This window comes from Caloramator mitchellensis (genome assembly GCF_001440545.1).
GTDB classification, from domain to species: Bacteria; Bacillota; Clostridia; order Clostridiales; family Caloramatoraceae; genus Caloramator; species Caloramator mitchellensis.
In genome coordinates, this window is sequence record NZ_LKHP01000005.1 from 1 (window position 1) to 26,862 (window position 26,862).

28 protein-coding genes are annotated in these 26,862 nt (G+C 31.2%); 25 read left to right on the forward strand and 3 right to left on the reverse strand.

Annotation, left to right across the window (positions count from 1 at the left end):
- The coding region (locus ABG79_RS05430) for an Rqc2 family fibronectin-binding protein (RefSeq protein WP_057977947.1) at positions 1–1,745 on the reverse strand (1,745 nt) is incomplete at its 3' end.
- 75 nt (positions 1,746–1,820) lie between these two features.
- Between ABG79_RS05430 and dapF the strand changes: the two genes are divergently transcribed.
- The 18 genes from dapF (at position 1,821) to ABG79_RS05520 (ending at position 18,784) form a co-directional block, all read left to right on the forward strand.
- On the forward strand, positions 1,821–2,645 hold the full coding sequence (gene dapF / locus ABG79_RS05435; RefSeq protein ID WP_057977949.1) for a diaminopimelate epimerase: 825 nt from the start codon (positions 1,821–1,823) through the stop codon (positions 2,643–2,645).
- A 55-nt stretch (positions 2,646–2,700) separates the two neighbouring features.
- A complete protein-coding gene (locus ABG79_RS05440) occupies positions 2,701–3,879 on the forward strand; it encodes an aminotransferase class I/II-fold pyridoxal phosphate-dependent enzyme (protein ID WP_057977951.1) in 1,179 nt (392 codons plus the stop codon).
- A 133-nt stretch (positions 3,880–4,012) separates the two neighbouring features.
- Positions 4,013–4,891, forward strand: coding sequence for a YicC/YloC family endoribonuclease (locus ABG79_RS05445; RefSeq protein WP_057977953.1), 879 nt, complete (start codon positions 4,013–4,015; stop codon positions 4,889–4,891).
- Between the two features lie 16 nt (positions 4,892–4,907).
- Entirely contained in the window at positions 4,908–5,195 is a 288-nt protein-coding gene (gene remA / locus ABG79_RS05450) for an extracellular matrix/biofilm regulator RemA (RefSeq protein WP_057977955.1), read from the forward strand.
- Between the two features lie 18 nt (positions 5,196–5,213).
- The gene (gene gmk, locus ABG79_RS05455; RefSeq protein WP_057977957.1) at positions 5,214–5,825 is read left to right on the forward strand and encodes a guanylate kinase; all 612 of its coding nucleotides are present in this window, start codon (positions 5,214–5,216) and stop codon (positions 5,823–5,825) included.
- Positions 5,826–6,056, forward strand: a complete 231-nt coding sequence (rpoZ, locus tag ABG79_RS05460; RefSeq protein WP_057977960.1) for a DNA-directed RNA polymerase subunit omega — start codon at positions 5,826–5,828, stop codon at positions 6,054–6,056. It abuts the gene before it with no gap.
- Between the two features lie 12 nt (positions 6,057–6,068).
- Positions 6,069–7,262 (forward strand): bifunctional phosphopantothenoylcysteine decarboxylase/phosphopantothenate--cysteine ligase CoaBC, encoded by a 1,194-nt coding sequence (gene coaBC, locus ABG79_RS05465; RefSeq protein ID WP_057977962.1) that lies wholly within the window; start codon positions 6,069–6,071, stop codon positions 7,260–7,262.
- A gap of 30 nt (positions 7,263–7,292) precedes the next feature.
- Complete coding sequence (priA, locus tag ABG79_RS05470) at positions 7,293–9,707, forward strand: primosomal protein N' (RefSeq protein ID WP_057977964.1); 2,415 nt, start codon at positions 7,293–7,295, stop codon at positions 9,705–9,707.
- A 12-nt stretch (positions 9,708–9,719) separates the two neighbouring features.
- The gene (gene def / locus ABG79_RS05475) at positions 9,720–10,175 is read left to right on the forward strand and encodes a peptide deformylase (RefSeq protein ID WP_057977966.1); all 456 of its coding nucleotides are present in this window, start codon (positions 9,720–9,722) and stop codon (positions 10,173–10,175) included.
- The gene (gene fmt, locus ABG79_RS05480; protein WP_057977968.1) at positions 10,172–11,101 is read left to right on the forward strand and encodes a methionyl-tRNA formyltransferase; all 930 of its coding nucleotides are present in this window, start codon (positions 10,172–10,174) and stop codon (positions 11,099–11,101) included. Before def ends, fmt begins: the two co-directional genes overlap by 4 nt.
- A gap of 14 nt (positions 11,102–11,115) precedes the next feature.
- A complete protein-coding gene (locus ABG79_RS05485; protein WP_057977970.1) occupies positions 11,116–11,799 on the forward strand; it encodes a zinc metallopeptidase in 684 nt (227 codons plus the stop codon).
- A 9-nt stretch (positions 11,800–11,808) separates the two neighbouring features.
- Entirely contained in the window at positions 11,809–13,149 is a 1,341-nt protein-coding gene (gene rsmB, locus ABG79_RS05490) for a 16S rRNA (cytosine(967)-C(5))-methyltransferase RsmB (protein WP_057977972.1), read from the forward strand.
- Between the two features lie 6 nt (positions 13,150–13,155).
- Positions 13,156–14,172, forward strand: a complete 1,017-nt coding sequence (gene rlmN / locus ABG79_RS05495) for a dual-specificity RNA methyltransferase RlmN (protein WP_057977974.1) — start codon at positions 13,156–13,158, stop codon at positions 14,170–14,172.
- Positions 14,173–14,181: 9 nt separating this feature from the next.
- On the forward strand, positions 14,182–14,907 hold the full coding sequence (locus ABG79_RS05500) for a Stp1/IreP family PP2C-type Ser/Thr phosphatase (protein ID WP_057977976.1): 726 nt from the start codon (positions 14,182–14,184) through the stop codon (positions 14,905–14,907).
- Complete coding sequence (gene pknB / locus ABG79_RS05505) at positions 14,904–16,568, forward strand: Stk1 family PASTA domain-containing Ser/Thr kinase (protein ID WP_057977978.1); 1,665 nt, start codon at positions 14,904–14,906, stop codon at positions 16,566–16,568. Before ABG79_RS05500 ends, pknB begins: the two co-directional genes overlap by 4 nt.
- A 26-nt stretch (positions 16,569–16,594) precedes the next feature.
- Positions 16,595–17,476 (forward strand): ribosome small subunit-dependent GTPase A, encoded by an 882-nt coding sequence (gene rsgA / locus ABG79_RS05510; protein WP_057977980.1) that lies wholly within the window; start codon positions 16,595–16,597, stop codon positions 17,474–17,476.
- Positions 17,473–18,150: a ribulose-phosphate 3-epimerase gene (gene rpe, locus ABG79_RS05515; RefSeq protein ID WP_057977982.1), complete on the forward strand. Its 678-nt coding sequence runs from the start codon at positions 17,473–17,475 to the stop codon at positions 18,148–18,150. Before rsgA ends, rpe begins: the two co-directional genes overlap by 4 nt.
- Positions 18,128–18,784 carry a thiamine diphosphokinase gene (locus ABG79_RS05520; RefSeq protein WP_057977984.1) on the forward strand — a complete coding sequence of 219 codons (657 nt, stop codon included), beginning with the start codon at positions 18,128–18,130 and terminating at the stop codon, positions 18,782–18,784. The genes rpe and ABG79_RS05520 overlap by 23 nt, the downstream gene beginning before the upstream one ends.
- Before the next feature lie 244 nt (positions 18,785–19,028).
- Here the strand turns inward: ABG79_RS05520 and rpmB are convergent, their stop codons facing one another.
- A complete protein-coding gene (rpmB, locus tag ABG79_RS05530) occupies positions 19,029–19,220 on the reverse strand; it encodes a 50S ribosomal protein L28 (protein WP_057977987.1) in 192 nt (63 codons plus the stop codon).
- 275 nt (positions 19,221–19,495) lie between these two features.
- On the opposite strand from rpmB, the gene ABG79_RS05535 reads away from it, so the two are divergent.
- The 7 genes from ABG79_RS05535 (at position 19,496) to coaD (ending at position 25,560) form a co-directional block, all read left to right on the forward strand.
- Positions 19,496–19,846: an Asp23/Gls24 family envelope stress response protein gene (locus tag ABG79_RS05535; protein WP_057977989.1), complete on the forward strand. Its 351-nt coding sequence runs from the start codon at positions 19,496–19,498 to the stop codon at positions 19,844–19,846.
- Positions 19,847–19,864: 18 nt separating this feature from the next.
- On the forward strand, positions 19,865–21,493 hold the full coding sequence (locus ABG79_RS05540; protein WP_057977991.1) for a DAK2 domain-containing protein: 1,629 nt from the start codon (positions 19,865–19,867) through the stop codon (positions 21,491–21,493).
- Positions 21,494–21,722: 229 nt separating this feature from the next.
- Positions 21,723–23,759: an ATP-dependent DNA helicase RecG gene (gene recG / locus ABG79_RS05545; protein ID WP_242859312.1), complete on the forward strand. Its 2,037-nt coding sequence runs from the start codon at positions 21,723–21,725 to the stop codon at positions 23,757–23,759.
- A gap of 88 nt (positions 23,760–23,847) precedes the next feature.
- Positions 23,848–24,063, forward strand: a complete 216-nt coding sequence (locus tag ABG79_RS05550) for an alpha/beta-type small acid-soluble spore protein (protein WP_057977996.1) — start codon at positions 23,848–23,850, stop codon at positions 24,061–24,063.
- A gap of 149 nt (positions 24,064–24,212) precedes the next feature.
- The gene (locus ABG79_RS05555; RefSeq protein ID WP_057977998.1) at positions 24,213–24,434 is read left to right on the forward strand and encodes an alpha/beta-type small acid-soluble spore protein; all 222 of its coding nucleotides are present in this window, start codon (positions 24,213–24,215) and stop codon (positions 24,432–24,434) included.
- Positions 24,435–24,503: 69 nt separating this feature from the next.
- Positions 24,504–25,058 (forward strand): 16S rRNA (guanine(966)-N(2))-methyltransferase RsmD, encoded by a 555-nt coding sequence (gene rsmD, locus ABG79_RS05560; protein ID WP_057978000.1) that lies wholly within the window; start codon positions 24,504–24,506, stop codon positions 25,056–25,058.
- Between the two features lies 1 nt (position 25,059).
- Entirely contained in the window at positions 25,060–25,560 is a 501-nt protein-coding gene (coaD, locus tag ABG79_RS05565; protein WP_057978002.1) for a pantetheine-phosphate adenylyltransferase, read from the forward strand.
- A 129-nt stretch (positions 25,561–25,689) separates the two neighbouring features.
- Here coaD and ABG79_RS05570 read toward each other — a convergent pair whose 3' ends face one another.
- Entirely contained in the window at positions 25,690–26,862 is a 1,173-nt protein-coding gene (locus ABG79_RS05570) for a hypothetical protein (RefSeq protein ID WP_057978004.1), read from the reverse strand.

The window sequence follows — 26,862 nt, forward strand, 5'->3', positions numbered from 1 at the left end:
CTACCTATTACTTTTATTTTATTAATCTTATCCTCATCTGGAGTTACATAAATAGTTTTATTGGTTAAATAGATAACCATTCCGGGTTTTGCACCAGACGGTTTTTTAACATTTTTGCGGTTAGTATAATCTACAGGAACATTAGTTGAACCTTTAGCTTTGCTAAAATGAGCAGCAAGCAGTGCCCCCTCAAGCAATGCAGTATCGCTTACAAAGCCTGCTTTGGATTTAATTATAACATGGGAGCCAGGAATATTTTTTGTATGCATCCAAATGTCATCCTCTTTTGCAAATTTCAAAGTTAAATAATCATTTTGAAAGTTGTTTTTTCCTACGTATATGTCATAACCATCGGTCGAAACAAAATGATGCGGACTGGATTTTGACTCCTTTTCCTTTGTTTTTTTCTTTTTATTCTTTAAATAACCTGATGAAATTAGCTCAATTTTAATTTCTTCAAGAGTTTCAAAATCAGTTGCGCCTTCTATATTATACAATATGCCCTCTAAATAATTCTTTTCGTTTATCAATTCCTCAAGCTGTTTTGTAACTATTTCAAGTGTTCCCTTTTCTTTGGTGTATTTTTTATAATATCTCTGAGCATTTTCAACAGCATTTAAATTCTCTTCAAGAGGTATCTGAATTATTGATAGATTTTTATCGTAAAAGTTTTGTAATTCCACTGTTTTTAAATTGGGTAGTATGTTTATTTGATTAGCCATTAATATATCTGCATAAATTTTATACTTTTCATAATCCCTACATTCATCAATTTTGTTATAAGCTAATTCAATTCTTTTATTTGTCCTTTCCAGCAGATTTTTTACTATTTTTACAAGGTCGCTGTATTTTTGCTTAACAGCATCTGAAAAATCCTTGTTGCTGTAGTATTTATCCAAAAGTTCTGATGGATTTGTTAAATATTCAATTTTATTTTCTTTGTAAGCATCTATATCGAATATATAAAAATCAAACGGTTTGTTGTTTTCATAATATAATATATATTTAAAATCATTGCTCTTTATTTTTGAAATATAATAAAAAAATCTGTTTTTTAATATCATTTGTTGTTTTTCATCTAATTCACCAGACGACAATTCTTCTAATTCCAAGCTAACTTGTTTTATAAATAATTTGCTGAGACCTAAAAAATTTTCAGAAAATAAATTTATAATCTTTTTATCCTTATTTTCTTTTAACATATTATCAAATTCTTCAACGGAAATTTCTAAAGGATTAACTTTATTCTTGACAGGCGGAGAAACATATTCCAAACCTGCCAAAACAAGCCTATATCTATTCATATCGCTGCTAAGGTGTTTTATAGCATCAACAATTACATTTTTATCATTTAACAAAATTATGTTGCTATGCTTGCCCATAATCTCTATAATTAAATGATAAAAGGATGAGTAGCCAAGTTCGTTTTTACTTTCAAGTTTAATTTCAACTAAACGGTCGAAATTGAGCTGTTTTATTTGCACTATTCGAGAATTAAGTATATGTTTTCTCAAAACCATGACAAAGTTAGGTGCGACATCAGGATTTTCTCTGCTAATATTTGTAATTTGAATTCTTGGCGAAGATGGATTGGATGATAACAATAGTTTGAAACTATTCTTTTCCTTTTTTATATTAATAAGTATATCATCTTTGTTAGGCTGATGAATTTTATCTATTTTAGCACCTATTAAATTTGTCAATTGATTAACTATGGCACAAGTAAATATTCCGTCAAAAGGCATATATATTCCCCCTTTTATGAATCTAGATTACATTATATCATTTAATATATATTAATAAAAGATAGGAGGCTTGTTATGAATTTTGCTAAGATGCACGGTTTAGGAAATGATTTTATAGTAATTGAAAATCTTAATTTAGACAATATTGACTACTCCAGTTTAGCTGTTAAAGTTTGCGATAGGCATTTTGGAGTAGGAGCTGATGGAATATTAGTGGTTGAAAAATCAGATATTGCAGATATAAGAATGAATATAATAAACAGCGATGGAAGCATAGCTGAAATGTGCGGAAATGGAATAAGGTGTTTTTCAAAATATATATTTGAAAAAAATATAGTTAAAAAAGATATAATCAAAATAGAAACGTTGGCGGGGGTAATGGTGGCAGAGCTAAATGTTAAAGATGATGTGGTAAAAGCAATTAAAATAGATATGGGAACACCTAAGATAGATGATATTAATATTATTTATAAATCAAAAGAAAACAATTTGAATTATAAAATAAAAATTGAAGAACGTGAATTTGATGCCTCTACAATTCTGATGGGAGTTCCACATACGGTTGTATATGTTGATGAGCTTGATGAGAAAGAAATAATTAAATTTGGACCACAAATTGAAAACATGGCAATTTATCCACATAAAACAAATGTAAATTTTGTAGAGGTCGTAAGCAGGGATAAGATAAAGGTAAAAACGTGGGAAAGAGGGGCTGGTTTAACTTTAGCATGCGGAACAGGCTCCTGCGCATCAGTTGTTTGTTCGTATTTATTAAATAAGACAGAAAACAAAGTTGAAGTAGAACTTTTTGGAGGTAAATTATTAATAGAATATTTAAACGATAAAGTTTTTATGGAAGGGCCTGCGGAATTTATATGTGAAGGTAAAATATTGTTGTAACAAAAAAACTAGCCAGGAATATTATATAATATTATTAATTCCTGGAGGGGTTATTATGAAGATTACTAATAGATTGGTAAAAATTCAGGACTATATTTTTTCGAGTCTTGAGGAGACGAAAAATAATTTGATTGATAAAGGTGCTAGAATTTATGACTTGAGCATCGGCGACCCGGATTTGCCCACACCTGATTTCATAAAAGATGAATTTATCAATAGATTGAGTTGTGAAGGATATAATAAATATCCTCCCTATTCGGGAATTATTGAATTTAAGAGGGCAGTTGCAAATTATTATAGGAGAAAATTCGATGTTGAGCTTGATTATAGAGATGAAGTTGGGGTGCTTATAGGTTCAAAGGAAGGAATTGCGCATTTATTTTTAGCATTAACAGACCCATCGGATTACGTTTTGATTCCAAACCCGGGATATCCTGTTTATTTATCCTGTGCTCAAATCTGTGGTTGCATGCCATATTGCATGAACTTAAGTCAACAAAATGATTACCTGCCCAATATTTATTCTATATATCCGGAAGTAGCAAGAAGAGCTAAAATGCTGATTATTAATTATCCCAACAATCCAACCGGTGCGGTAGCAAATTATAGTTTTTTGAAGGACGTAATAAAATTTGGTAAGAGAAATGATATTGCAATCATCAATGATTCAGCTTATATTAACATTGTTAATGATGAAAAGTATAGTATCAGCATTTTGCAAGTAGATGGTGCGAAGGACATTGCTGTAGAAGTTGGCAGCTTATCAAAGACCTATAACATGGCTGGTTGGAGAATTGGTTATATAGTTGGGAATAGGGAAATAATAAAGAAACTTATGCTGATAAAAAATAATTTTGATTCAGGGGTATTTATACCAGTTCAATACGCTGCTGCTGAAGCTCTAAACAATGGTGATAAATACATTGAATATATTAACAAAATCTATCTTGAACGAAGGAAATTGGTAGAATATTATCTGAGCAATATTGGTATTAATATTTACAATAGCAATGGAACTTTCTATGTTTGGTTTAAAATTCCTGATGGTTATAAGAGTGAAGAATTTTGTAAATTTTTATTGAGTGCTTCAAATGTTTTGTTAACGCCCGGTGATGCCTTTGGAAATATTGGAGAAGGCTACTGTAGAATTTCGCTTACGAAGGATTTAAAAACATTGGAAGAAGCAATGATAAAAATGGCCAAATCTTTAAATGACATACTTATTCAGATATAATTTATTAATAATTACAATTGGATTAAGTCCTTTGTTCACAATATAATGTAAATTCAGCTTGAAAAAATGACATATTATTATGTATAATTAGTAGGAATGTATTATATGATATACTATATGGTAGGTGAATTTTATGATTAAGAGCATGACTGGTTACGGACGCGGTGAATGTGAGGAATTAGGAAGAAAATTTACAATTGAGCTAAAGTCGGTTAACAATAGATATTTAGATATCAACATAAGGCTTCCAAGACATTTGACTGCGCTTGAGGATAATATAAGAAAATATATTTCTTCAAATGTTTCAAGAGGCAAAATTGATGTTTTTTTGAATCAGGAAAAGTTTAGCGATGAGGATATAAAAGTTACTGTAGATGAGCAGATTGCAAATGTATATTTTAATGTTTATAATCAGCTAAAAAATAAATTTAATTTGAGTGAAGAGATTAGTTTATCTTTATTGGCTAAGGCACCGGATGTAATAATAATTGAAAAAAGAGAAGAAGATATTGAAGAAGTTTGGGGAACAATAAAACATGCGCTTGATAAGGCATTGAGTGTTTTTATTGACATGAGACATAGGGAAGGGTTAAAATTAAAAAAAGATATATTAGACAGAAGCGAATTGATTTTGTCAAAAGTTATTGAAATTGAACAAAGGGCTCCTTTAGTAGTTGATGAATTCAGAGAAAAGATTAAAAATAGGGTATCTGAATTTCTAAAGGAAGTAGAGATTGACCAAGCAAGACTATTAAATGAAGTTGCTTTTTTTGCTGATAAAGTTAACATTACAGAAGAAATAGTGAGATTAAAAAGTCACGTTGATCAGTTAAAGTCTACCTTAGAAAGTAAAGATTCAGTTGGTAGGAAATTGGACTTTTTAATTCAGGAAATGAACAGAGAAATTAATACAATCGGTTCAAAATCAAATGATTTATTCATTACAAATATTGTGGTCGATGTCAAAAGTGAACTGGAAAAGATAAGAGAACAGATTCAAAATATTGAATAATTTAGGAGGTTTATTTATGGCTATAAAATTAATAAATATTGGTTTTGGCAACATAGTTTCTGCTAACAGATTAGTTGCTATAGTAAGTCCTGAATCAGCACCAATTAAAAGAATAATTCAAGAAGCAAGAGATAGAGGTATGTTGATAGATGCTACATATGGCAGAAGGACAAGAGCTGTTATAATAACTGATAGCGACCACATAATACTTTCTGCAGTTCAACCTGAAACTGTTGCTCATAGATTAACTACAAGGGATGTAGAAGAGGATATCGATGATTCAGATGAAAATGATGAAGAATGATATGAAAGGGAGTATAAAATGCAAAACAAAGGTTTATTGATAGTGATATCAGGACCTTCAGGAGCGGGGAAGGGAACGATTTGTAAAGCACTATTAGAGAAAAACAAGGATATTAAAATTTCTGTATCCTGCACAACGAGAATGCCAAGAGATGGCGAAATTGATGGAGTGAACTATTATTTTATAAATAAAGAAAAGTTTGCTGAAATGATTGAAAAGAATGATTTTCTTGAATATGCTACTGTTTATGGAAATTATTACGGAACGCCAAGAAGCTATGTGGAAGAGGAAATAAACAAGGGAAATGATATTATATTAGAAATAGATATACAGGGTGCACTAATGGTTAAGGAAAGATATCCGGAAGGTGTTTTCATTTTTATACTGCCACCTTCTATGGAAGAACTAAAAAACAGAATTATAAAAAGGGGTTCAGAGACAGAAGAGTCCTTCAATAAAAGATTTAGTGCAGCATATGATGAAATCAAATATATGTCTAAATATGATTATGCTGTAGTTAACGATGTAGTTGAAGATGCTGTCAGAAAGGTTGAGAGCATAATTGTTGCAGAAAAATGCAGGTGCAACAGAATGTTAAAAACTGGATATTTTGAGCAGGAGGGAAAGTAAATGAATTTTGCTAAAGAAAGTTCAATGATTAATCCACCAATACTATCTTTATTAGAAAAGATTGATAATAGATATTCTCTTGTTGTAGTAACAGCAAAAAGAGCAAGACAGTTGATAGGTGGTGCTGAACCATTAGTTAAAATTGATTCAAATCAACCCGTAACAATTGCAGTTAATGAAATTAACAATGGAAAAATTAAATATCATACAGTTAAGGCTGGAATTAAGTAATCGAGGTGAAATATGTCAAAAACTGTTGTGTTGGGAGTTTCTGGTGGAATAGCTGCTTATAAAGCGTTAGACCTTGTCAGCAAACTTAAGAAAAAAGACATAGATGTTCATGTTATAATGACTGATTCAGCTACTAAATTTGTAACACCGTTAAGTTTTCAGTCTCTCAGCCAAAACCAAGTTATCGTAGATATGTTTGCTGAGCCCAAGAGCTGGGAAATTCAACATGTATCACTTGCAGATAAGGCAGATGTATTTGCAGTCGTTCCAGCAACTGCAAATGTTATTGGAAAGGTTGCAAATGGAATAGCTGACGATATGTTAACAACTACTATCATGGCAACAAAGGCACCAGTTTTATTTGCTCCAGCGATGAATGTTCATATGTATGAAAATAAAATAGTTCAACGAAATATATCTTTCTTAAAGGAGATGGGGTATTATTTTGTAGATGCTGTAGAAGGAAGATTAGCTTGCGGCTATAATGGAAAAGGCAAGCTTAATGATATTAACACAATATTAGATTATATTGAAATGTTATTATGCAAGAAAAAGGATTTGAAGGGCAAAAAAGTGTTAATAACTGCTGGGCCTACCGTTGAAGATATTGACCCTGTTAGGTTCATTTCGAACAGGTCATCTGGTAAGATGGGATATGCAATTGCTAGAGCTGCAAGAAATAGAGGAGCAGAGGTTACGCTTATAACTGGTCCGACTAATTTGCAGCCTCCTGTTTGTGTAAATGTAGTTCCTGTTAAGACTGCAGAACAAATGTATAATGCGGTGATGGAGCATTTTAAAGATGTTGACATTGCAATTAAGGCTGCAGCTGTGGCAGATTATAGGCCCGAGACTATAAGCAATGTTAAAATAAAGAAAAACGATGAAGACCTTTTAATTAAACTTGTTAAAAATAAAGATATATTATATGATATTGGCAAATTAAAAACTAATCAATTGTTAGTTGGCTTTGCTGCAGAGACTAATGATTTGCTCTCTAACGCCAGCATCAAGCTACAAAATAAGAACCTTGATATGATAGTTGCAAATGATGTAACAATGGAAAATGCAGGTTTTAATTACGATACAAATACTGTTAAAATTATAAAAGGAGATGGACAAGTAATTCAGCTTCCTAATATGTTAAAACAGGAATTGGCAGACATCATTCTAAATTATATTATAGAATTAAAGATTAAGCGCTAAGGCGCTTTTTATTCTTTTAGGAGGGTTTACATGAAAATTGCCTCTGTTGCTATTAATACTAATATTAAGGAATTGGATAAAATATATGATTATATTGTCCCTGTTGAACTTGAAGAGTTGATTTCAAGGGGTATGAGAGTCATTGTTCCGTTTGGAAACGGTAACAAGAAATTAGAAGCAGTTGTGCTCTCTTTAGACGAGAGTGAAACATATGAAAACATTAATTTAAAGCATATAGATGAAATAGCAGATTATGAAATAATTATAAATGATGAAATGTTGGATTTAGCAAATTATATAAAGAACAAATATATATGCACTACATACGAAGCTTTAAAACTTGTAATTCCAACTACAACTATACTGAAAAGAGATACACAGATAAAACTAATTAAAAGAGATAAAGATTTAGCTAATAAATACGAATTGTTAAATCATATTGAAGAAAATTTTATATCAATTAAGAAAGTAGAAAACAGGATAGGCAAAAAAATAAACAATTCGACCCTGCTTAAATTAAAAAAACTTGGAATTATAGAAGTAAAGGAAAATATTTCAAACGGTATAAAGGCAAAAACTGAAAAGGTTTATTTTTTAATTAATAAAGACAAAGCTTTGGATTTTGTAATAAATAATAAAAATAAAACATTAGAAAAACAGTGTATTGTTTTAAGGGAACTTATAAAGGATGATAAAGCTTTTACTATTAAGGAGATTATAGATAGAGCAAATGTTACAAAAGCTGTAGTAAAATCTTTAGTTGAAAAGGGTTTGCTTGGAGAATCAACTGTAGAGGTATATAGAAATCCTTTTGATAGAAATTATTACCACTCAAAAGTTGAATTAAATGAAGAACAATCAAATGCCGTAAAAGTAATATTGGAAAGTCATACTAATGGTAATAATGTAACATTAATTCACGGGGTTACAGGTTCGGGAAAAACTGAAGTTTATTTAGAACTAATCGAGAGAATGATTAATGAAGGTTATGGTGCAATTGTTTTGGTTCCGGAGATATCTTTAACTCCACAGACTGTTGAAAGATTCAAAGGCAGATTAGGCGATAAAATAGCTGTTCTTCATAGTAGATTATCTGATGGTGAACGGTTTGATGAATGGAGAAGAATTTACAGAGGAGAAGTAAATATTGTTATTGGAGCAAGGTCAGCGATATTTGCACCGGTTAGAAATTTAAAATTGATAATTATTGATGAAGAACATGAGCATACTTACAAGTCTGAAATTACTCCTAAATATGATGCTAAGGATGTTGCTGAATTTAGAATAAGTCAGATGGATGGGATATTAGTTTTAGGTTCGGCGACGCCATCAATTGAGAGTTATTATAAAGCAAAGAATGGTCAGTTTAATTTAGTCGAGATATTAAATAGGGCAAATAATTCTATATTGCCAGAAGTAAATATAATCGATATGAGGGAAGAGCTAAAAAATGGCAATCGAAATATATTTAGTCAGCAACTTGTTGAAGAAATAAGAAACAATTTAGAATTGAAGAATCAAATTATTTTATTCATGAATAGACGCGGATACTCAACCTTTGTTTCTTGTCGCTCATGTGGCTTTGTAGCTAAATGTAGGGATTGTGATGTAACTTTGACTTATCATTACTATAACAATAGGTTAAGTTGCCATTATTGTGGGAGAGAATACAATGTTCCAAATACATGTCCAAAGTGCGGAAGCAAATACATAAAGTATTTTGGTGCTGGAACAGAAAAAATTGAGGAGGAGATAAACAATTTATTCCCGGCGGCTAAAGTATTAAGAATGGATATGGATACCACGAGAAAAAAAGGTGCGCATGAAAATATTTATAAACAGTTTAAGAATGGAGAAGCTGATATTTTAATTGGAACACAGATGATAGCAAAGGGAATGGACTTTAAAAATGTAACGCTAGTTGGTATAATTTCAGCCGATACCAGTTTGAACTTGCCAGATTACAGGTCAGCCGAAAGGACTTTTCAATTGATTTCACAGGTTTCTGGGAGGGCTGGAAGAGGAGAAAAAATTGGAAAGGTTATTATACAAACATATGAGCCGGATAATCCTATTTTAAACTTTGCAAAAGAACACGATTTTATAAGTTTTTATAACTATGAGATACAGATGAGAAGGATGATGAATAATCCGCCATATACAGATATACTATATGTATTATTGACTTCATCAAATGAAAACGAATTGATTAAATTTTCTCATGAAATAAAGAACATATTAGATAGAGATTACAAAAATGAATTATTAATATTAGGTCCTTCACCATGTCATATATCTAAAATTAAAAATACATTTAGGTGGAATATTATATTTAAAGGTGATGTCAAATTGTATTATAATAAAATATATGAATTGTTTAATTATATTTTGAAGAATAAGCCCATTGCTTTTTCGATGGATATAAATCCTGTTAATATGTTATAGAGGAGGATAATTATGGCAATAAGAAAAATTAGAACAATTGGAGATGACGTTTTAAGAAAGGTAAGTAAACCCGTAGAAAAAATTGATGCAAGGCTTTTAACTTTGCTTGATGATATGGTTGAAACGATGTATCATGCAAATGGGGTTGGACTTGCAGCACCTCAGGTCGGAATTCTTAAAAGAGCTATAGTAGTGGATGTAGGAGAAGGAGTTTATAAACTTATCAACCCAGAAATAATACATGAAGAGGGAGAGCAAATTGACGAAGAGGGTTGCTTGTCAATTCCTAATAGAAGTGGAGTTGTTAAAAGGCCTAAAAGAGTAAAAGTAAAGGCTTTAAATGAAATGGGACAGGATATTATAATAGACGCTGAGGATTTTTTTGCCAGGGCTCTTTGTCATGAAATAGACCATTTAAATGGAGTCCTGTATGTAGATAAAGCAGAAGACGCAGAGGTGGTTGAATGAAGATAATATTTATGGGAACTCCAGAATTTGCTGTCCCTACATTGGAAAAACTTACAGAAAAACATGAAGTTATTGCAGTTTTTACTCAACCGGATAAACCAAAGGGCAGGGGACAAAAAATGCAATTTACTCCGGTGAAAGAATTTGCTATTAAAAAAAATATTAAAGTTTATCAGCCAGAACGTTTAAAAAACAACTCAGAAGTTGAAAATTTAATAAAAGAACTTAATGCAGATGCAATAGTGGTTGTGGCTTACGGTCAGATTCTACCAAAATCGATTCTTGAGGCTCCTAGATTAGGTAGTATAAATGTGCATGCCTCATTGCTTCCTAAGCTAAGGGGAGCAGCTCCAATTAATTGGGCTATAATAAATGGAGAATCAAAAACAGGTATAACTACAATGCTGATGGATGTAGGTTTAGATACCGGTGATATGTTATTAAAAAAAGAGGTGGAGATTTTAGAAAACCAAACGGCTGGAGAATTACATGACAATCTGATGCTTATTGGGGCTGATTTACTTATAGAAACATTAGAAGGGCTAGAAAAGGGTATAATCATTCCTGAAAAGCAGGATGATAAATTTTCAAGTTATGCACCAATGCTTAGCAAAGAAATGGGGCATATTAATTGGGATAGGAATTTTGAAGAAATACACAATTTAATAAGAGGGTTGATTCCATGGCCAGGGGCCTACTCCTATTATGAGGATCAGATGATAAAGATATGGAAGTCTAGAAAGAAAAATAATGCGGTTTGTGGTAAACCTGGTGAAATAATCGAAATAACAAAGAATGGTATTGAGGTTGCTTGCAAAGAAGGTTCCATAGAGATACTTGAACTTCAGGAGGTTGGAGGAAAGAAAATGGATGTTGCTTCATATTTGAATGGCCATAAATTAGAAAAAGGCAAAATATTAAAGTGATTGGGGGAGTGGTTATGTATTTTGGTTATGATCCAACTTTTATATTATTAATACCAGCGCTTATATTATCCTTCTATGCGCAGGGGAAAATACAATCTACCTTCGCAAAATATTTTAAGGTCCGAGCTATGAGAGGATTAACGGGAGCAGAGGCCGCACGTTTGATACTTGATAGAAACGGACTGTATGATGTTCCTGTAGTTGCTATTAGAGGAAGGCTAACTGACCATTATGACCCTACACAGAGGGTTCTAAGACTTAGTGAAGACGTCTATTATAGCAATTCAATTGCTTCAATAGGTGTAGCAGCTCATGAGGCAGGCCACGCAATTCAACATTCAAAGGCGTATGCTCCTTTAATGTTAAGAAACTCCTTGGTGCCAGTAGCTAATATAGGTTCAAATGTTTCATGGGTATTAATTTTAATGGGATTTTTCCTCGGAGCATTTGGTCTTGTTAGACTTGGTATATTGCTTTTTTCATCTGTAGTATTATTCCAAATCATCACATTACCAGTTGAATATAACGCAAGTTCAAGGGCATTATTAGAATTAGAGTCCAATGGAGTTTTATATGAAGATGAAATTAGGGGAGCTAAAAAAGTTTTGAGTGCAGCAGCTTTAACCTATGTTGCAGCAACGTTAATGGCTGTTTCACAATTGTTAAGACTTCTACTCATTTCAAGGGATAGAGATTAGGAGGCTAAAATGAAGGATAAAGCAAGATATATTGCTGTAAAGGTTCTTTGTGATATTGACGAGAAAAAAGCCTATTCAAATATTAAGCTTAATCTATATTTTAAAAAATATGATTTGCAACCAATAGATAGAGCCTTTGCAACTGAGATTGTTTATGGGACAATTAGATGGAAACTTAAAATAGACTATTTAATACAAAAATTTTCAAAAATACCTTTAAACAAAATAGACATTTGGGCATTAAATTCAATTAGAATTGCTATCTATCAAATATTTTTTCTTGATAAGGTTCCACATTTTGCTGCAGTCAATGAATCCGTTGAATTGTCAAAGCTCAAAGATAAAAAGTTATCAGGCTTTGTCAACGGTGTATTAAGAAGCGTTCTAAGAAATAAAGAAGTATTTGATAAGATAGAAGTGAAAGATGAAATAACAAAATTGTCGATAGAATATTCTCATCCCGAGTGGTTTATAAAACACTTTATGAAACAATTCAATGGTGATTTTTTAAAGGACCTTATGGCAGCGAACAATGGTTCACCAAATTTGACGATTAGAGTAAACACATTAAAGTGCACAAGGGATGAACTGGTTGAAAAACTAAATAACAGGGGAATAGACGTAAAATATGGTATATTAGACGATGCTCTAATTATCAATGAAGTGTTCCAGCTCGATAAGCTTGAAGAATTTAATAAAGGTCTATTCTTTATTCAGGATATTAGTTCAATGCTTGTTGCACATATTTTAAATCCGAGGTCCGGTGAAACAATACTTGATATGTGTGCTGCGCCAGGAGGTAAAACTACTCACTTGGCGCAGTTTATGAAAAATAAGGGTAAAATTTATGCATTTGATATTTATGAACATAAATTGCAACTCATAAACGAGAATGCCAAAAGGTTGGGCATCAACATAATTGAGCCTTTATTAAAGGATGCATCTATTTTTAATGAAGAATATATTGAAAAATTCGATAAAATATTGTTAGATGCTCCTTGTTCAGGATTAGGTCTTATTAGAAAAAAACCAGAAATTAGGTGGAATATAAATTTGAGCGATATATTGGAATTGACGAAAATACAACAAATTTTGCTTGAAAATGCTTCTAGATATCTAAGAATAGGTGGAGAGATGACATACAGCACATGCACAATTTCAAAAGAGGAAAATGAAGATATAATAAATAGCTTTTTGAGTAGAAACAGTAATTTTGAATTATGCGATATAACAAATTCTGTCCCTGAGAAGATGAAAAGTTGTGTTTATAATACAGGTATGATCAGACTGTTTCCTAATGAATTTGATACTGATGGATTTTTTATTGCAAAATTAAAAAGGAAATGGTGAGATATAATGAATGAAATAAGAGATTTTTCAATTTTAGAACTTGAAAATTTTTTAGAAGGAATAAATGAAAAAAAATTTAGAGCAAAACAGATATTCAAATGGATACATACGGGGATTACTGATTTTGATGAAATGACAGATTTATCAAAAAATTTGAGGCAACGTTTAAAGACATATTTTTATATTGAAAACATGTCTATTGAGACAAAGGCTGCATCAAAAGATGGAACTGTGAAGTATCTATTAAAATTATTAGATGGAAACTTGATCGAATGCGTTTTAATGCGATATGAGTATGGCAATTCTATTTGTTTATCGACTCAGGCTGGCTGTAGTATGGGATGTAGCTTCTGTGCTTCTACAATCGGTGGTAAGGTTAGAAATTTGACAGCGGGAGAAATGCTTGGACAAATACTCACAATAATGAAGGACCAAAATATTAAAATTAATAACATAGTTCTTATGGGAACTGGAGAACCACTTGATAATTTTGAAAATGTAATTAAATTTTTAAATATAGTAAATGACCCTAATGGAATCAATATAGGAATGAGGCATATAACATTATCAACGTGCGGATTAGTTCCTGAAATTAAAAGATTGGCAGAATTAAAGCTTCAAATCACTTTAGCAATTTCACTTCATGCACCTAACGATGATATTCGTAAGAATATAATGCCTGTTGCTAAAAAATATGGTTTAGACGAATTGTTGGATGCTTGCAGATATTATACCGAAATGACAAATAGAAGGATTACTTTTGAATATGCTCTGATGCAAGGAATAAACGATAGCGTTGAAAATGCCTATGAATTAGCTCGAAGGCTTGATGGAATTTTGTGTCATGTTAACCTAATACCTATAAATCCAATTATGGAAAGAGAATATGAAAAACCAAATAAATTTAGAATCGAACAATTTAAAGATGTGCTTACTTCTTCAGGTATAAATGCTACTATAAGAAGAGAATTAGGTTCTGATATTGATGCGGCTTGTGGACAGCTAAGAAGAAGGCATATGTGAGGTGGTTTTGTGTATATTAAATGTAAAACCGATATTGGGAAATCAAGAGAATTAAACGAAGATTATGTAATTACTCTAATTTCGAACAATTATTCTTTTATCGCTGTAGCAGATGGGATGGGAGGGCATAATGCTGGTGAAGTAGCAAGCAGTATTGCAGCAACAACAGTCAGAGAATTTGTTTTTAATAACTTTTATAATTATGAAGATAAAGAAGAATTGATTAGAGATGCTATGGTTTTAGCAAACAAAAAAGTATTTGAAAAGTCCCAAAAACTACAGAATTTAAAGGGAATGGGAACGACGCTGACCTGTTGTCTTCTTATAAAGGATAGGGCTTATGTAGGACATGTAGGTGACAGCCGAGCATATTTAATCAATGAAATAGGGATAACTAAATTAACTGAGGACCATTCGTATGTTCAACAACTTGTTAAAAATGGAACTATAACAGAAACTGAAGCAGAAAATCACCCTCAGAAAAACCTGATAACCAGAGCAGTTGGAGTAGAAGAAAACGTTATTGTTGATACATTCTTTATAGATATTAATCCTAATGACATCATACTTATCTGTTCCGATGGATTGACTTCATACCTAACTAAGGAAGAAATATACCAAATAGTAACAGAGAAAAAAGAAGACGCAGTAGAGGATTTGATTGATTTAGCTAATTCACGCGGAGGATTTGACAACATTTCAGTGGTTATTGCAAGGAAGGAGGATGGGAGATGAACGAATTGAGCGGCAAGATATTGAATAATAGATATATACTGCTCGACAAAATTGGAGACGGAGGTATGGCTTTAGTTTATAAGGCTAAAGATTCGATACTAAATAGATATGTTGCTGTTAAAATATTACGTCCAGAGTTTAATTCTGACGAAGATTTCGTTAGCAAGTTTAAAAGGGAATCCATGGCTGCTGCGAGTTTATCCCATCCTAATATTGTAAGCATTTATGATGTTGGCGAAAATGATGGTTTAAACTTTATTGTAATGGAGTTTGTTAATGGTAGAACTTTAAAGGAATATATTAAAGAGAGAATTAAACTAAACTATCAGGAAACATTAAGGATTGTTTACCAGATAGCCCTTGCCCTTGAACATGCTCACAAAAATGGAGTTGTTCACAGGGATATTAAGCCCCATAATATTTTAGTTACTGAAGATAATATTGTAAAAGTCGCAGATTTTGGGATAGCAAGAGCTTCAACCACGAATACAGTAACTAATACTGGAAAAGTAATGGGGTCTGTCCATTATCTTTCGCCAGAACAGGCCAGGGGAGGATTCAGTGACCACAGGACCGATATATATTCATTAGGTGTTGTGATGTATGAACTGTTAACTGGGAAGCCACCTTATGATGCTGAAAGTCCTATAACTATTGCGTTGAAACACATACAGGACGAAGTAGTTGAACCTATAAAGTTGGAACCATCAATTCCACAAGCTGTAAATGATATTGTAATAAAATCAATGGAAAAGGATATGACCAAAAGATATCAGACTTCAAGGGAATTGATAGAGGACATAAATAGGGCAAATATCAATCCTAATAACGCTTTGATAGATAAAAGAGTTGAATTTGAAAAAACAAGAATAATATCATCTGATGTTATAAATGAAGAATTAGATAAAAGTGATATTAGGAAAAAAAGAAAAAGAAAAACAATAAATGTTTTAATGACTCTTATTATACTGCTATTGATTTTTGGAGCGAGTTATTTTGCGTTTAATAAATATTTTGTAGTGAGGGATGTTTCTGTTCCTAAATTAGTTGGATTATCAGAAGAAAATGCCAGGAGCTTACTTATAAGCAATAAACTTAATATGGAAATAGAATCCACACAAAGCAGTGACTTTCCAGAAGGAACAGTTATTTCTTCTATTCCAGAGGAAGGAACACTTGTTAAGGAAAATTCAATAGTAAAAGTAATAATAAGTTCAGGACCAAAAACAGTCAAGGTTCCAGAAATTAAAGGATTTGATATAAGCTATGCTGAGAATATATTAAAAAAATACAAGTTGGAAATAGGCTCTATTGAAAAACAATATAGCGATACAGTTCCAAAAGGTATAATTATGAGTCAATCTCCTAATACTGATATGGAAGTTAAAGAAGGAACTTCAGTGGATATAATAATTAGTGATGGGCCAGAGATAAAAGTTGTTAAGGTTCCTAATATAGTTGGTATGCCACTTGAGCAGGCTAAGAATGCATTAAAAACCGCTGGGCTGAATTTAGGTATGATTAAATATGGATATGATCCAAACTACGAAGATGGAGATGTAATAATGCAGGGAGTAGCAGAAGATATAGAAGTAAGACAAGGAAGTATGATCGATGTTATTGTTAATAAACTAGATGATAATGTTCAACAAGGACAATAAAACAATCAATAACGAGGGAGGAATGTATGCAGGAAGGAATTATAATAAAAGGAATAGGTGGATTTTATTATGTCGAAACTGAAAGTAAAGATATATTTGAGTGTAGAGCAAGGGGAAAATTCAGAAAGAAAAATATAACTCCACTTGTAGGTGATAGAGTTGTAATAGAAGTTACTGATAATAATTCTGGGTATATAATAGATATTAAAGAAAGAAGGTCTCAATTGATAAGACCTGCAGTTTCAAACGTTGATCAGGTGGTTGTAGTTTTTTCCATAAAGGAACCTTATATCAATTATACGCTTTTAGATAGAATTTTGGTTCAAATCGAAAAAAATAAATTAGATACGATATTGTGTTTTAGTAAATCAGACCTTGTAACAGAAGAAGAATATAATGAAGTTTCAAGGATTTATATTGATGCTGGTTATAAAGTGATAAAGACAGATGTAGTAAATAACAATGGAATAGAAGAGTTGAAAGGTCTATTGAGAGATAAAATAACAGTTTTTGCAGGACCATCTGGCGTTGGAAAATCAACATTGTTTAATGTATTACAGGATAAAGTTAAAATGGAAACTGGAGAAATTAGTTCAAAAATATCAAGAGGAAAACATACTACACGACATGCTCAATTAATCAATCTGGAGCACGATTCCTATATAGTTGATACTCCTGGATTTTCCATGCTGGATTTATCTCATATCGATGAATTTGAATTGATGCATTATTTTAGGGAATTCAAGGAATATTTAGGTCGGTGTAAATTTTCTTCATGTCTGCACTTGAATGAAAAAGGGTGTGCTATTATTGAAAGTGTAGAAAATGGTTTGTTGAGCAGGAGAAGATATGATAATTATAAATTATTTTTGCTCGAAATAAAAAACAACAGGAGGATTAGCAAATGATGAAATTAGCTCCTTCAATTTTGTCAGCTGATTTTAGCAAGCTTGGTGAAGAAGTAAAATTGATTGAAAAATATGGCGCAGATTATGTTCATATTGACGTTATGGATGGCCATTTTGTTCCCAATATAACTATTGGTCCATTAGTAGTTAAATCACTAAGAAAATTAAGCAATTTGGTATTTGATGTTCATTTGATGATAGAAGACCCTGATAAATATATCGAACAGTTTGCTAAAGCAGGTTCAGATATAATAACGGTTCATGCAGAAGCTTGTATACATTTAAATAGGACGATAAACTTAATTAAAAGTTTCGGGAAAAAAGCAGGTGTTGCAATTAATCCTGCTACCCATTTAAATGTTTTAGATTATGTTTTAGATGATATTGATATGATTTTAATCATGAGTGTTAATCCAGGATTTGGTGGGCAAAAATTTATTGATTCTTCGATTAAAAAAATAAATGAAATAAAGAAAAAAATTGATGCTGAGAGGTTGAGCATTGATATTGAAGTTGACGGTGGAATTAATTTAAACAATGTCGACGATGTAATTAAGGCTGGGGCAAATGTAATAGTAGCAGGGTCAGCAATTTTTGAAAGTGAGAATATAAAGGACACAATAGATAGATTTAAAAGATTTGGTGAGAAATATGAAAAAGGCTGTTGTTTTTAATTATGGTAAACTAGATAATTTACAGTTAATTAAAAATGAATTAAAGAATACAGACTATATATTTTGTGCCGATGGAGGGGCTAATTATGTTTATGAAATTGGATTAGTCCCTGATTTTTTGATTGGTGACTTTGATTCAATTAATATGGATGTTTTATCTGAATTTCAAAACAAGGGAATAAATATTATTCAATATCCTCAGGAAAAGGATTTTACAGATACTGAACTTTGTATAAACAAGGCAATTGAAATGGGATGCAGCGTGATTTGCATAATAGGGGGAGTTGGTGGAAGGATAGACCATACTTTAGCAAATCTAAACATTTTGCATTATATTAATACTAAAGGAGCAAAGGGGTATTTTGTTACAGATGAATTTAATATTTATCTAGTAAGCAATGAAATTGAATTAATAGGGAGCAAAGGGGATTTGATTTCTATAATACCAATTTTTAATGACGCAAAAGGACTATCAACAAAAGGTCTTAAATATGGACTAGAAAATTCTACGATAGAATTTGGAAAACCTTTAGGAATTTCTAATATAATGGTAGAAAATAGGTGTGAAATAAAAATTAAAAAAGGAGAAGTGTTAGTATTTAAGCAAAATAAAATTGTGTCAAATGAGCGTTAAATGCATAATATAGTTACAAATAGTTTTTTTGGTGATTTAATGGGGCATAATAAATTCAAAATTAGTGTTTTTGATGTGATTTTAATAATATTGCTTGGCATTGGATTAGGTATGATTATTACAATAATACTTCCTTTCTGGTTTTGGGTGCTAATAGCTTCTATTTGCATTTTTATTTCAGTATGGTATATTTGGAAAAACTTATAAAAAAAATGTGCTTTTGGCACATTTTTTTTATGCATAATTATAATGCTCTTTGAACTTTTCCTGAACGAAGGCATCTTGTGCAAACATAAACTCTTTTTGGAGTTCCGTTTAATATAACTTTAACCTTCTTTAAATTTGGAGCCCAACTTCTGTTTGTTTTGCGATGTGAATGGCTATATTGAATTCCAAAAACAAGACCCTTGTTGCATATTTCGCATTTTCTTGACATCGTGGCACCTCCTTAACTAGAAACAATAATACCTAATTATAAACATATATATTTTAACAGATATTAGGAACTAATGCAATAATCACATAAAAATCACATTAATTATTATATAATGCATTTGCTAATTTGTAAAGTATTTTTCCTTTACAGCAAAAAATATTTTATCTTGAAGAATCTTTTCATTTAATATAAAATTATAGAATAAAGATAAAATAGGATTAATATCTACATAGTGGGTTGATTATTCCCTAATTTATTATACGGGAGGTTTAGATATGTCTGTAAAAGTTTATAACGAGTATGGCTATATTGAGTTCACGGATGAATTATTGGCGAAACTTGCTGGCGCTGCAACTACTGAATGCTATGGAGTAGTTGGAATGGCATCAAAAAGAGCTACTGATGGCATCTGGGAATTATTAAAAAAAGAACAATTAAATAAAGGTGTTAAAGTTTCTGTTAGCAATGATGAAATTATAGTTGATTTGTTTATCATCGTTGAATATGGAACCAAGATACCTGTTATCGCTGAAAACATCAAACAAAAAGTTAAATACGCTATTGAGAACTTTACAGGTATAAAAGTTTCAAAAGTAAATGTTTATGTCCAGGACATAAGAGTTTGAAGCAGGGAGGTTTAAACATTGAAACAATCATACATTGATGGACAATTACTTAAAGATTTATTTATTAACGGAGCATACGAGCTTGAAAAAAATAAGGAATTGGTTAATTCATTAAACGTTTTTCCAGTTCCAGATGGCGATACAGGAACTAATATGTCGGCTACAATACTATCAGCTGTAAGCGAACTAGAGAAAATAAAAAATATTACAGTAAGAAATGTATGTGATGCTATAGCTATGGGTTCGCTTATGGGTGCAAGAGGAAACTCAGGTGTTATACTTTCACAGCTATTAAGAGGCTTTGCTAAATATTTAAAGGATAAAGAAAAAATAAGCACAAATGATTTTGCAATGGCTCTAAAGGAAGGCGTTACAACAGCTTATAAAGCGGTAATGAAGCCTACTGAAGGGACAATTCTCACAGTAGCAAGAGAAACTGCAGACAAAGCCATTGAAATTGCAAAAAAGGAAAATGACTTTGAAGTGTTCATGAAAAGGATTTATGAGCATTCTAATATATCATTAAATAAAACCCCTGAAATGCTACCTGTATTAAAACAAGCAGGTGTTGTTGATGCTGGTGGAAAAGGATTAGCTTTGATTTATTATGGTTACTATAAAATGTTAATTGGCGAGGTAAATACAAAAGAAAGCCTAAATATTGAAAAGGTAAAAGAAATTAAGTATGATGAGATTGATACTTCAGAAATAAAATTTGCATATTGCACAGAATTCTTTATTAAAACTAAAAATGGAGACCCTGATAAATTTAGAGATATTATCACGAAATACGGTGATTCAATAGTTTCTGTTGGAACTGAAGAATTAATAAAGGTTCATATTCATACTAATAACCCTGGAATCGTTCTTGAGGAAGGATTGAAAATTGGAGAACTAATAAAGATAAAAATCGATAATATGAAAGAACAACATCGAAGCATAGTTGAAGAGGACGTAGATATAGAAAAAGATAAAGAGGACAATGAAGAAAAAGAATATGGATTTGTGGCTATAAGCTTTGGAGAAGGATTTAAGCAAATATTTGAAGAATTGGGCGTTGATGAGATAATTGAAGGCGGGCAAACTATGAATCCAAGCACACAGGATATATTGAATTCAATTAATAAAATTAATGCTAAAAATATTTTTATATATCCAAATAACAAGAATATAATTTTAGCAGCTGAGCAGGCAAAAGATTTAAGCAATAAGAATGTTATTGTAATACCAACAAAAAGTATTCCTCAAGGTATAACTGCGATGCTCAACTTTAATCCAGAAGCAAATGCAAAAGAAAATGAAGAGGAAATGGCAAAAGCAATGTTAAGGGTAAAAACAGGTCAAGTAACATTTGCTGTAAGAGACACTGTTATGAACGATGTAGAAGTAAAAGAAGGAAATATTATAGGGATTTTCAATGGAAAATTAATAAATGCAGGGAAAGATATAAATGAAACAACAAAACAATTAATAGATGCTATGCTCGACGATGATACTGAGCTTGTTTCAATATTCTACGGCAATGATTTAAAGGAAGAAGATGCGCAAGAAATACAATATTACTTTGAAGAAAAATATCCTGATATTGATTTTAGCTTAAATTACGGTGGACAGCCAATATATTATTATATAATTTCAGCAGAATGATTGGTTGTTGAAAATGCATTAGATTTTTATTGTTAATTAATATTTTTAATCAGATTAGCCCCATGAAGGATTTCACGGCTATTTTCTCTTGTTCCAAGAGTTATTATGGGTCATGAGAGATACCGATTAGCAATCCATTCATGGGGTTATAATATAAGATGAAGAGAAAATAATTTAAATTAAATTTAATGAATTTGTGAATGATAAGAATAAAATGAGAGGTGTTTGTATGGACATCCAATATCTAAAGGGTGTTGGACCTAAAATTGCAAGTAGTTTAAAAAGCCTTGGAATAAACACAATTAAAGATGCTCTTTTTTATTTTCCAAGGGATTATGAGGATAGAACGAATATAAAGCCTATAAATATGCTAAAAGAAGATGATATTGCAACAATTGTTGCCAGTGTGTCGATTGTATATCCGTCAAAGAAAACAAGAACAGGTAAAACTATGAACGAAGTCGTTTTTGAAAACGAAACTGGATATATTACCGGCGTATGGTTTAATCAACCATATATTAAAAATTATTTAAAAGTTGGTGACAATGTTCTATTATATGGTAAAATATCAAAATTTAATGGAAAGACAACTATAGTTGATCCTCAAATCGAAAAGGATTATGAAAAAACTTATGGAATCAACCCCATTTATCCATTGAATAAAAATGTAAATCAAAAATTGTTAAGAAAAGTTATTAAATCAGCATTGGAACATATTGATTCTGAAGTTGAGGAAATCCTTCCTTTGAGCATTTTAAAATTATACAATCTATTAGATATAAAAACAACTATATACAATATTCATTTCCCATCAAATAAAGAGATGCTGGAATTAGCAAGATATAGAGTAAAATTCGAAGAATTATTAACAATTCAGTTGGGACTTTTTTATTTAAAAAAAACTTATAGTAAAAATAAGACTTCCTATGCAATGCCGGTTTGTAAAGAAATGATTGACTTAAAAAACAAACTTCCTTTTGAACTTACAGAAGCTCAGTCAAAGGCTATTAGAGAAATATTAAAAGATATGAAAAGCGATAAGCCAATGAATAGACTGTTGCAGGGTGATGTAGGTTCAGGTAAAACTGTTATTTCTGTTATCGCTCTTTTTAATGCAGCCATGAATGGTTATCAGGCGGCTATGATGGCTCCTACAGAAATATTAGCTGAACAGCATTATCACACTATCACTAATATATTAAAGGAATGGAAAATAAAAATTGCACTATTGGTCGGTAGCACACCAAAAAAGGAGAAGGACGAAATATTGCGCAAAATAGCTAATGGAGAGATTTCAATTATTGTTGGAACCCATGCTATTATACAGGATAATGTTGAATTTAAAAATTTAGCTCTAGCAATAACTGATGAACAACATAGATTTGGTGTAAGGCAGAGAGCAAACCTAGTTAATAAGGGACATAACCCCCATGTTTTAGTTATGACAGCAACTCCTATACCAAGGACCCTGGCATTGTTTATGTATGGAGATATGGATATTTCTATTATTAATCAGCTTCCTCCAGGAAGGCAGAAAATTGAAACATATTTTATAAGACCAAATTCCAAAGAAAAGGTTTATGAATTTGTAAAGAAAGAATTAGATAATGGCAGACAGGCATATGTTATTTGTCCACTTGTTGAAGAATCAGAAAAATTAGAAGCAGAATCTGCAACTGAGATGGCTGAATTTTTGAAGAAAAATTTTCTAAAGGAGTATAATATTGGACTTTTACATGGCAAAATGTCCGCACAGGAAAAGGATAGAGCGATGTTAAATTTTAAAGAAAATAAGACTCAAGTCCTTGTTTCAACAACCGTAGTTGAAGTTGGTGTTAATGTCCCTAATGCAAGCGTAATGGTTATTGAAAATGCAGATAGATTTGGTTTATCACAGCTTCATCAGCTAAGAGGTAGAGTTGGAAGAGGCAGTCATAAATCTTATTGTTTTTTAATAGCTGATGCAAAATCAGACGAATCTATTGAAAGAATGAAAGTTATGACAAAAACCACTGATGGTTTTGAAATTGCTGAATTTGATTTGAAGCTGAGAGGAACTGGCGAATTTTTTGGAACCAAGCAACACGGATTGCCTGAATTGAAAGTAGCAGATATAATTCACGATATTGATATATTAAAACAAACTAGAGAAATTGCAAAGGAGCTTATAGAGAATAATAAAATAGAAGATAACTCATATTCAAATTTAAGGAACAAGGTATATGAGCTTACCAATATTGTAGATGATTCCTTTGCATTAAATTAGGTTGCATTGTTTACATAAAACTTCCTGTTATAATTTTTTGTTAAGTGGTTAAATTATAAATAGAAACAGAAACAGGAGGTGAAACAATATGATAAACATTCAATCAAGAAATAGAGCATTAGTTCCAGAAGCTCAGGCAGCACTTGAACAATTTAAATATGAAGTTGCAAATGAAATTGGTGTTCAAGTTCCAACAACTGGATACTGGGGAAATATGACATCAAGAGAATGCGGATCAGTTGGCGGATATATGGTTAAAAAGATGGTAGAAGCTTATGAAAAAGGCTTAGCACAAAGAAGATAATAAGGCGGTAGCACAATTAGATAAAAAGGGATGTGGGGATTTTCTCCACATCCCTTTTAATATTTAAATAAATTACCAAAAATTACATGAATATATTGTCGAATACTGGGGAAATTAATAATAAGCAACTGAAACAGGAGGTGAAAAGGATGAACGAAAGCATAGTAGGAAGAACTAATCAAAAGGTAGTTCCAGAAGCAAAGAGTGGGCTTCAACAATTTAAATATGAAGTAGCTAATGAAATTGGTGTTCAAGTTCCAACAACTGGATACTGGGGAAATATGACATCAAGAGAATGTGGATCAGTTGGCGGATATATGGTTAAAAAGATGGTTGAAGCTTATGAAAGAGGGCTTGCAGGAAGAAAGTAATTAATATAAAATAAAGAAAAGGGAAGTTTATCTTCCCTTTTCTTTATGACTAATTTATAGGAGGCATATATGAGAATTATTACTGGATTAGCTAAGGGGAGAATTATAAAGGCCCCAGAGGGGATGATAACTAGGCCCACATCTGATAGAGTAAAAGAAGCATTATTCAATATCATAAGAAATAAAGTTTATGATTCAAATGTATTGGATTTATTTGCTGGTAGCGGTAACCTTGGGCTCGAAGCATTAAGCAGGGGTGCAAAACATTGCACTTTTATTGAATCTGATAAAAATGCTTTTAGAGTTCTTAAAGAAAATATCTATAATTTATGCTTTGATGATAAATCAACTACATATTTTGGAGATTCTTTTACAATATTAAAGAGTATAAGAAACCAAAATATGAAATATGATTTGATATTTTTAGACCCACCATATGGGAAAGGTTTAGTTGAAAGGTCAATTGGAGCTATTTATGAATTGAAAATATTTAGCGATAATTGTTTAATAGTTGCAGAACTTGATCAAAATGATGCTATAATAGAAAATATAGGAGAATTTAAAAATTATAGAGTAGAAAAGTATGGTAGAACGCTGATTGCTCTATGGAATAGGGAGGATTAATATGGAAAAAATTGCAGTTTACCCTGGAAGCTTTGACCCAATTACAAATGGACACCTTGATATAATAATCAGGGCTGCAAATGTTTGTGACAAATTGATTGTTGCTGTTCTAGAAAATCCTGACAAGAAGAACCCTCTTTTTTCAATTGAAGAAAGGGTAGAACTTATTAAGAGAGTTACTATGCATTTAAAGAATGTAGAAGTTGAAAGTTTTAGAGGACTTTTAGTAAACTATGCTAAAAGAAAGAATGCTCAAGTTATTATAAAAGGTTTACGAGCAGTAACGGACTTTGAATATGAATTGCAAATGGCGATGATGAATAATAAGCTTGATGAAAATATTGAGACTATTTTTATGATGACAAGTAATAAATACTCATTTTTAAGTTCAAGCCTTGTAAAACAGGTTGCAATGTATGGAGGCTGTATAAAGGAACTAGTCCCTGACGAAGTTTTACAAGATATTTTGCAAAAAATTAGAGAAGGATATAGCAGTAAATAAAATTTTATGAAATAAAAGAAGTTATCTTTACGGCCCGAAGAATATATTGCTAAGATGTAGTGTTCATGAACGTTAGAGTTTTTAGGTTCTATAAGCAAATCCAAGTAAATCATTCATAGGGCTTTTAAATTACTTTCTCATTAATTTAATTGTTTTATAATATGCTTTTATTCTATAGATTAACAGTGAAAATAATATTATTATTAGCATCAACTGGATTAATATAAATTTGTTTGGTATATGAATATTATTGAAATTAGAAACTGAAATAGAATTAAATAGTCTAATCTTTAATAATATATAGCAAATAATTGAAGATAATAATGCATGGCTAAATTTTGATATGATATAGTTTTTTATATTTATTTTACAGTCATGTAGTATTGTTACAGCCTGCATGATTATCGAAACACCACTGAATGAAATTATAAAGCATTCAAGAATCAATATCATTTCTAAACTTAAATTTGAAGTAGCAATAATATTACATCCATTTGAAATTTCAATGATACTTTGAAATAATAATATTAATATTTCAGGTAGTTTTCCAGGCAAAAATTTAGATAATAAAAAAGTTAACATAGTAAATAATTTTATGTGTTTAAAAATTCCTATTATTACTGAGAAAAATATTATATACCCTCCAATTAAACCAGTTGTCAATAAAGAATTTGTTATGGCTGAATAAAATATGTTTTTAGTTTTTTCATTCTTATTTTTAAAATTAAATATGTTTTTTGATGTCCTTTTATAAAAGAAGGAATATAAAATCCCATTTGCTATCGCACCTAATATATGGGATATAAAAACAACATAACCTGCTATTTCGTTTTTTAACATTCCAGCGCCAACAGCTCCAACAACAAATAAAGGACCAGAAGTGCTTGCAAAATTAAGTATTTTCTGCCCCTCATATTCACTTATCTTTTTTTCACTGATTAATTGTGAAACAATTTTAGCTCCGGTGGGATATCCTGAAAATATGCTCAAAATAAATACGTAGGCACCATAACCAGATGTTTTAAATAATATTTCAAAAGGTTTCGAAAATAAGTGAAAAAGAGCATCAGGAATTTCAAAATAAATCATCAAATCATTCAATATAAAAAAAGGCAATAATGAAGAAATTATTACTGATACCCACAATTCATAACCATGTCTAGCATTTTTTATTGATACACTCGGAAATAAAAACATGCTAAATAGTATTAATAAAAGAAATATTTTTATTCCATATCTTTTGTTTATAAAAAAGAATGAAAGAATGCTAATTACAAAAAGTATTTGAAGAAATATCAACAT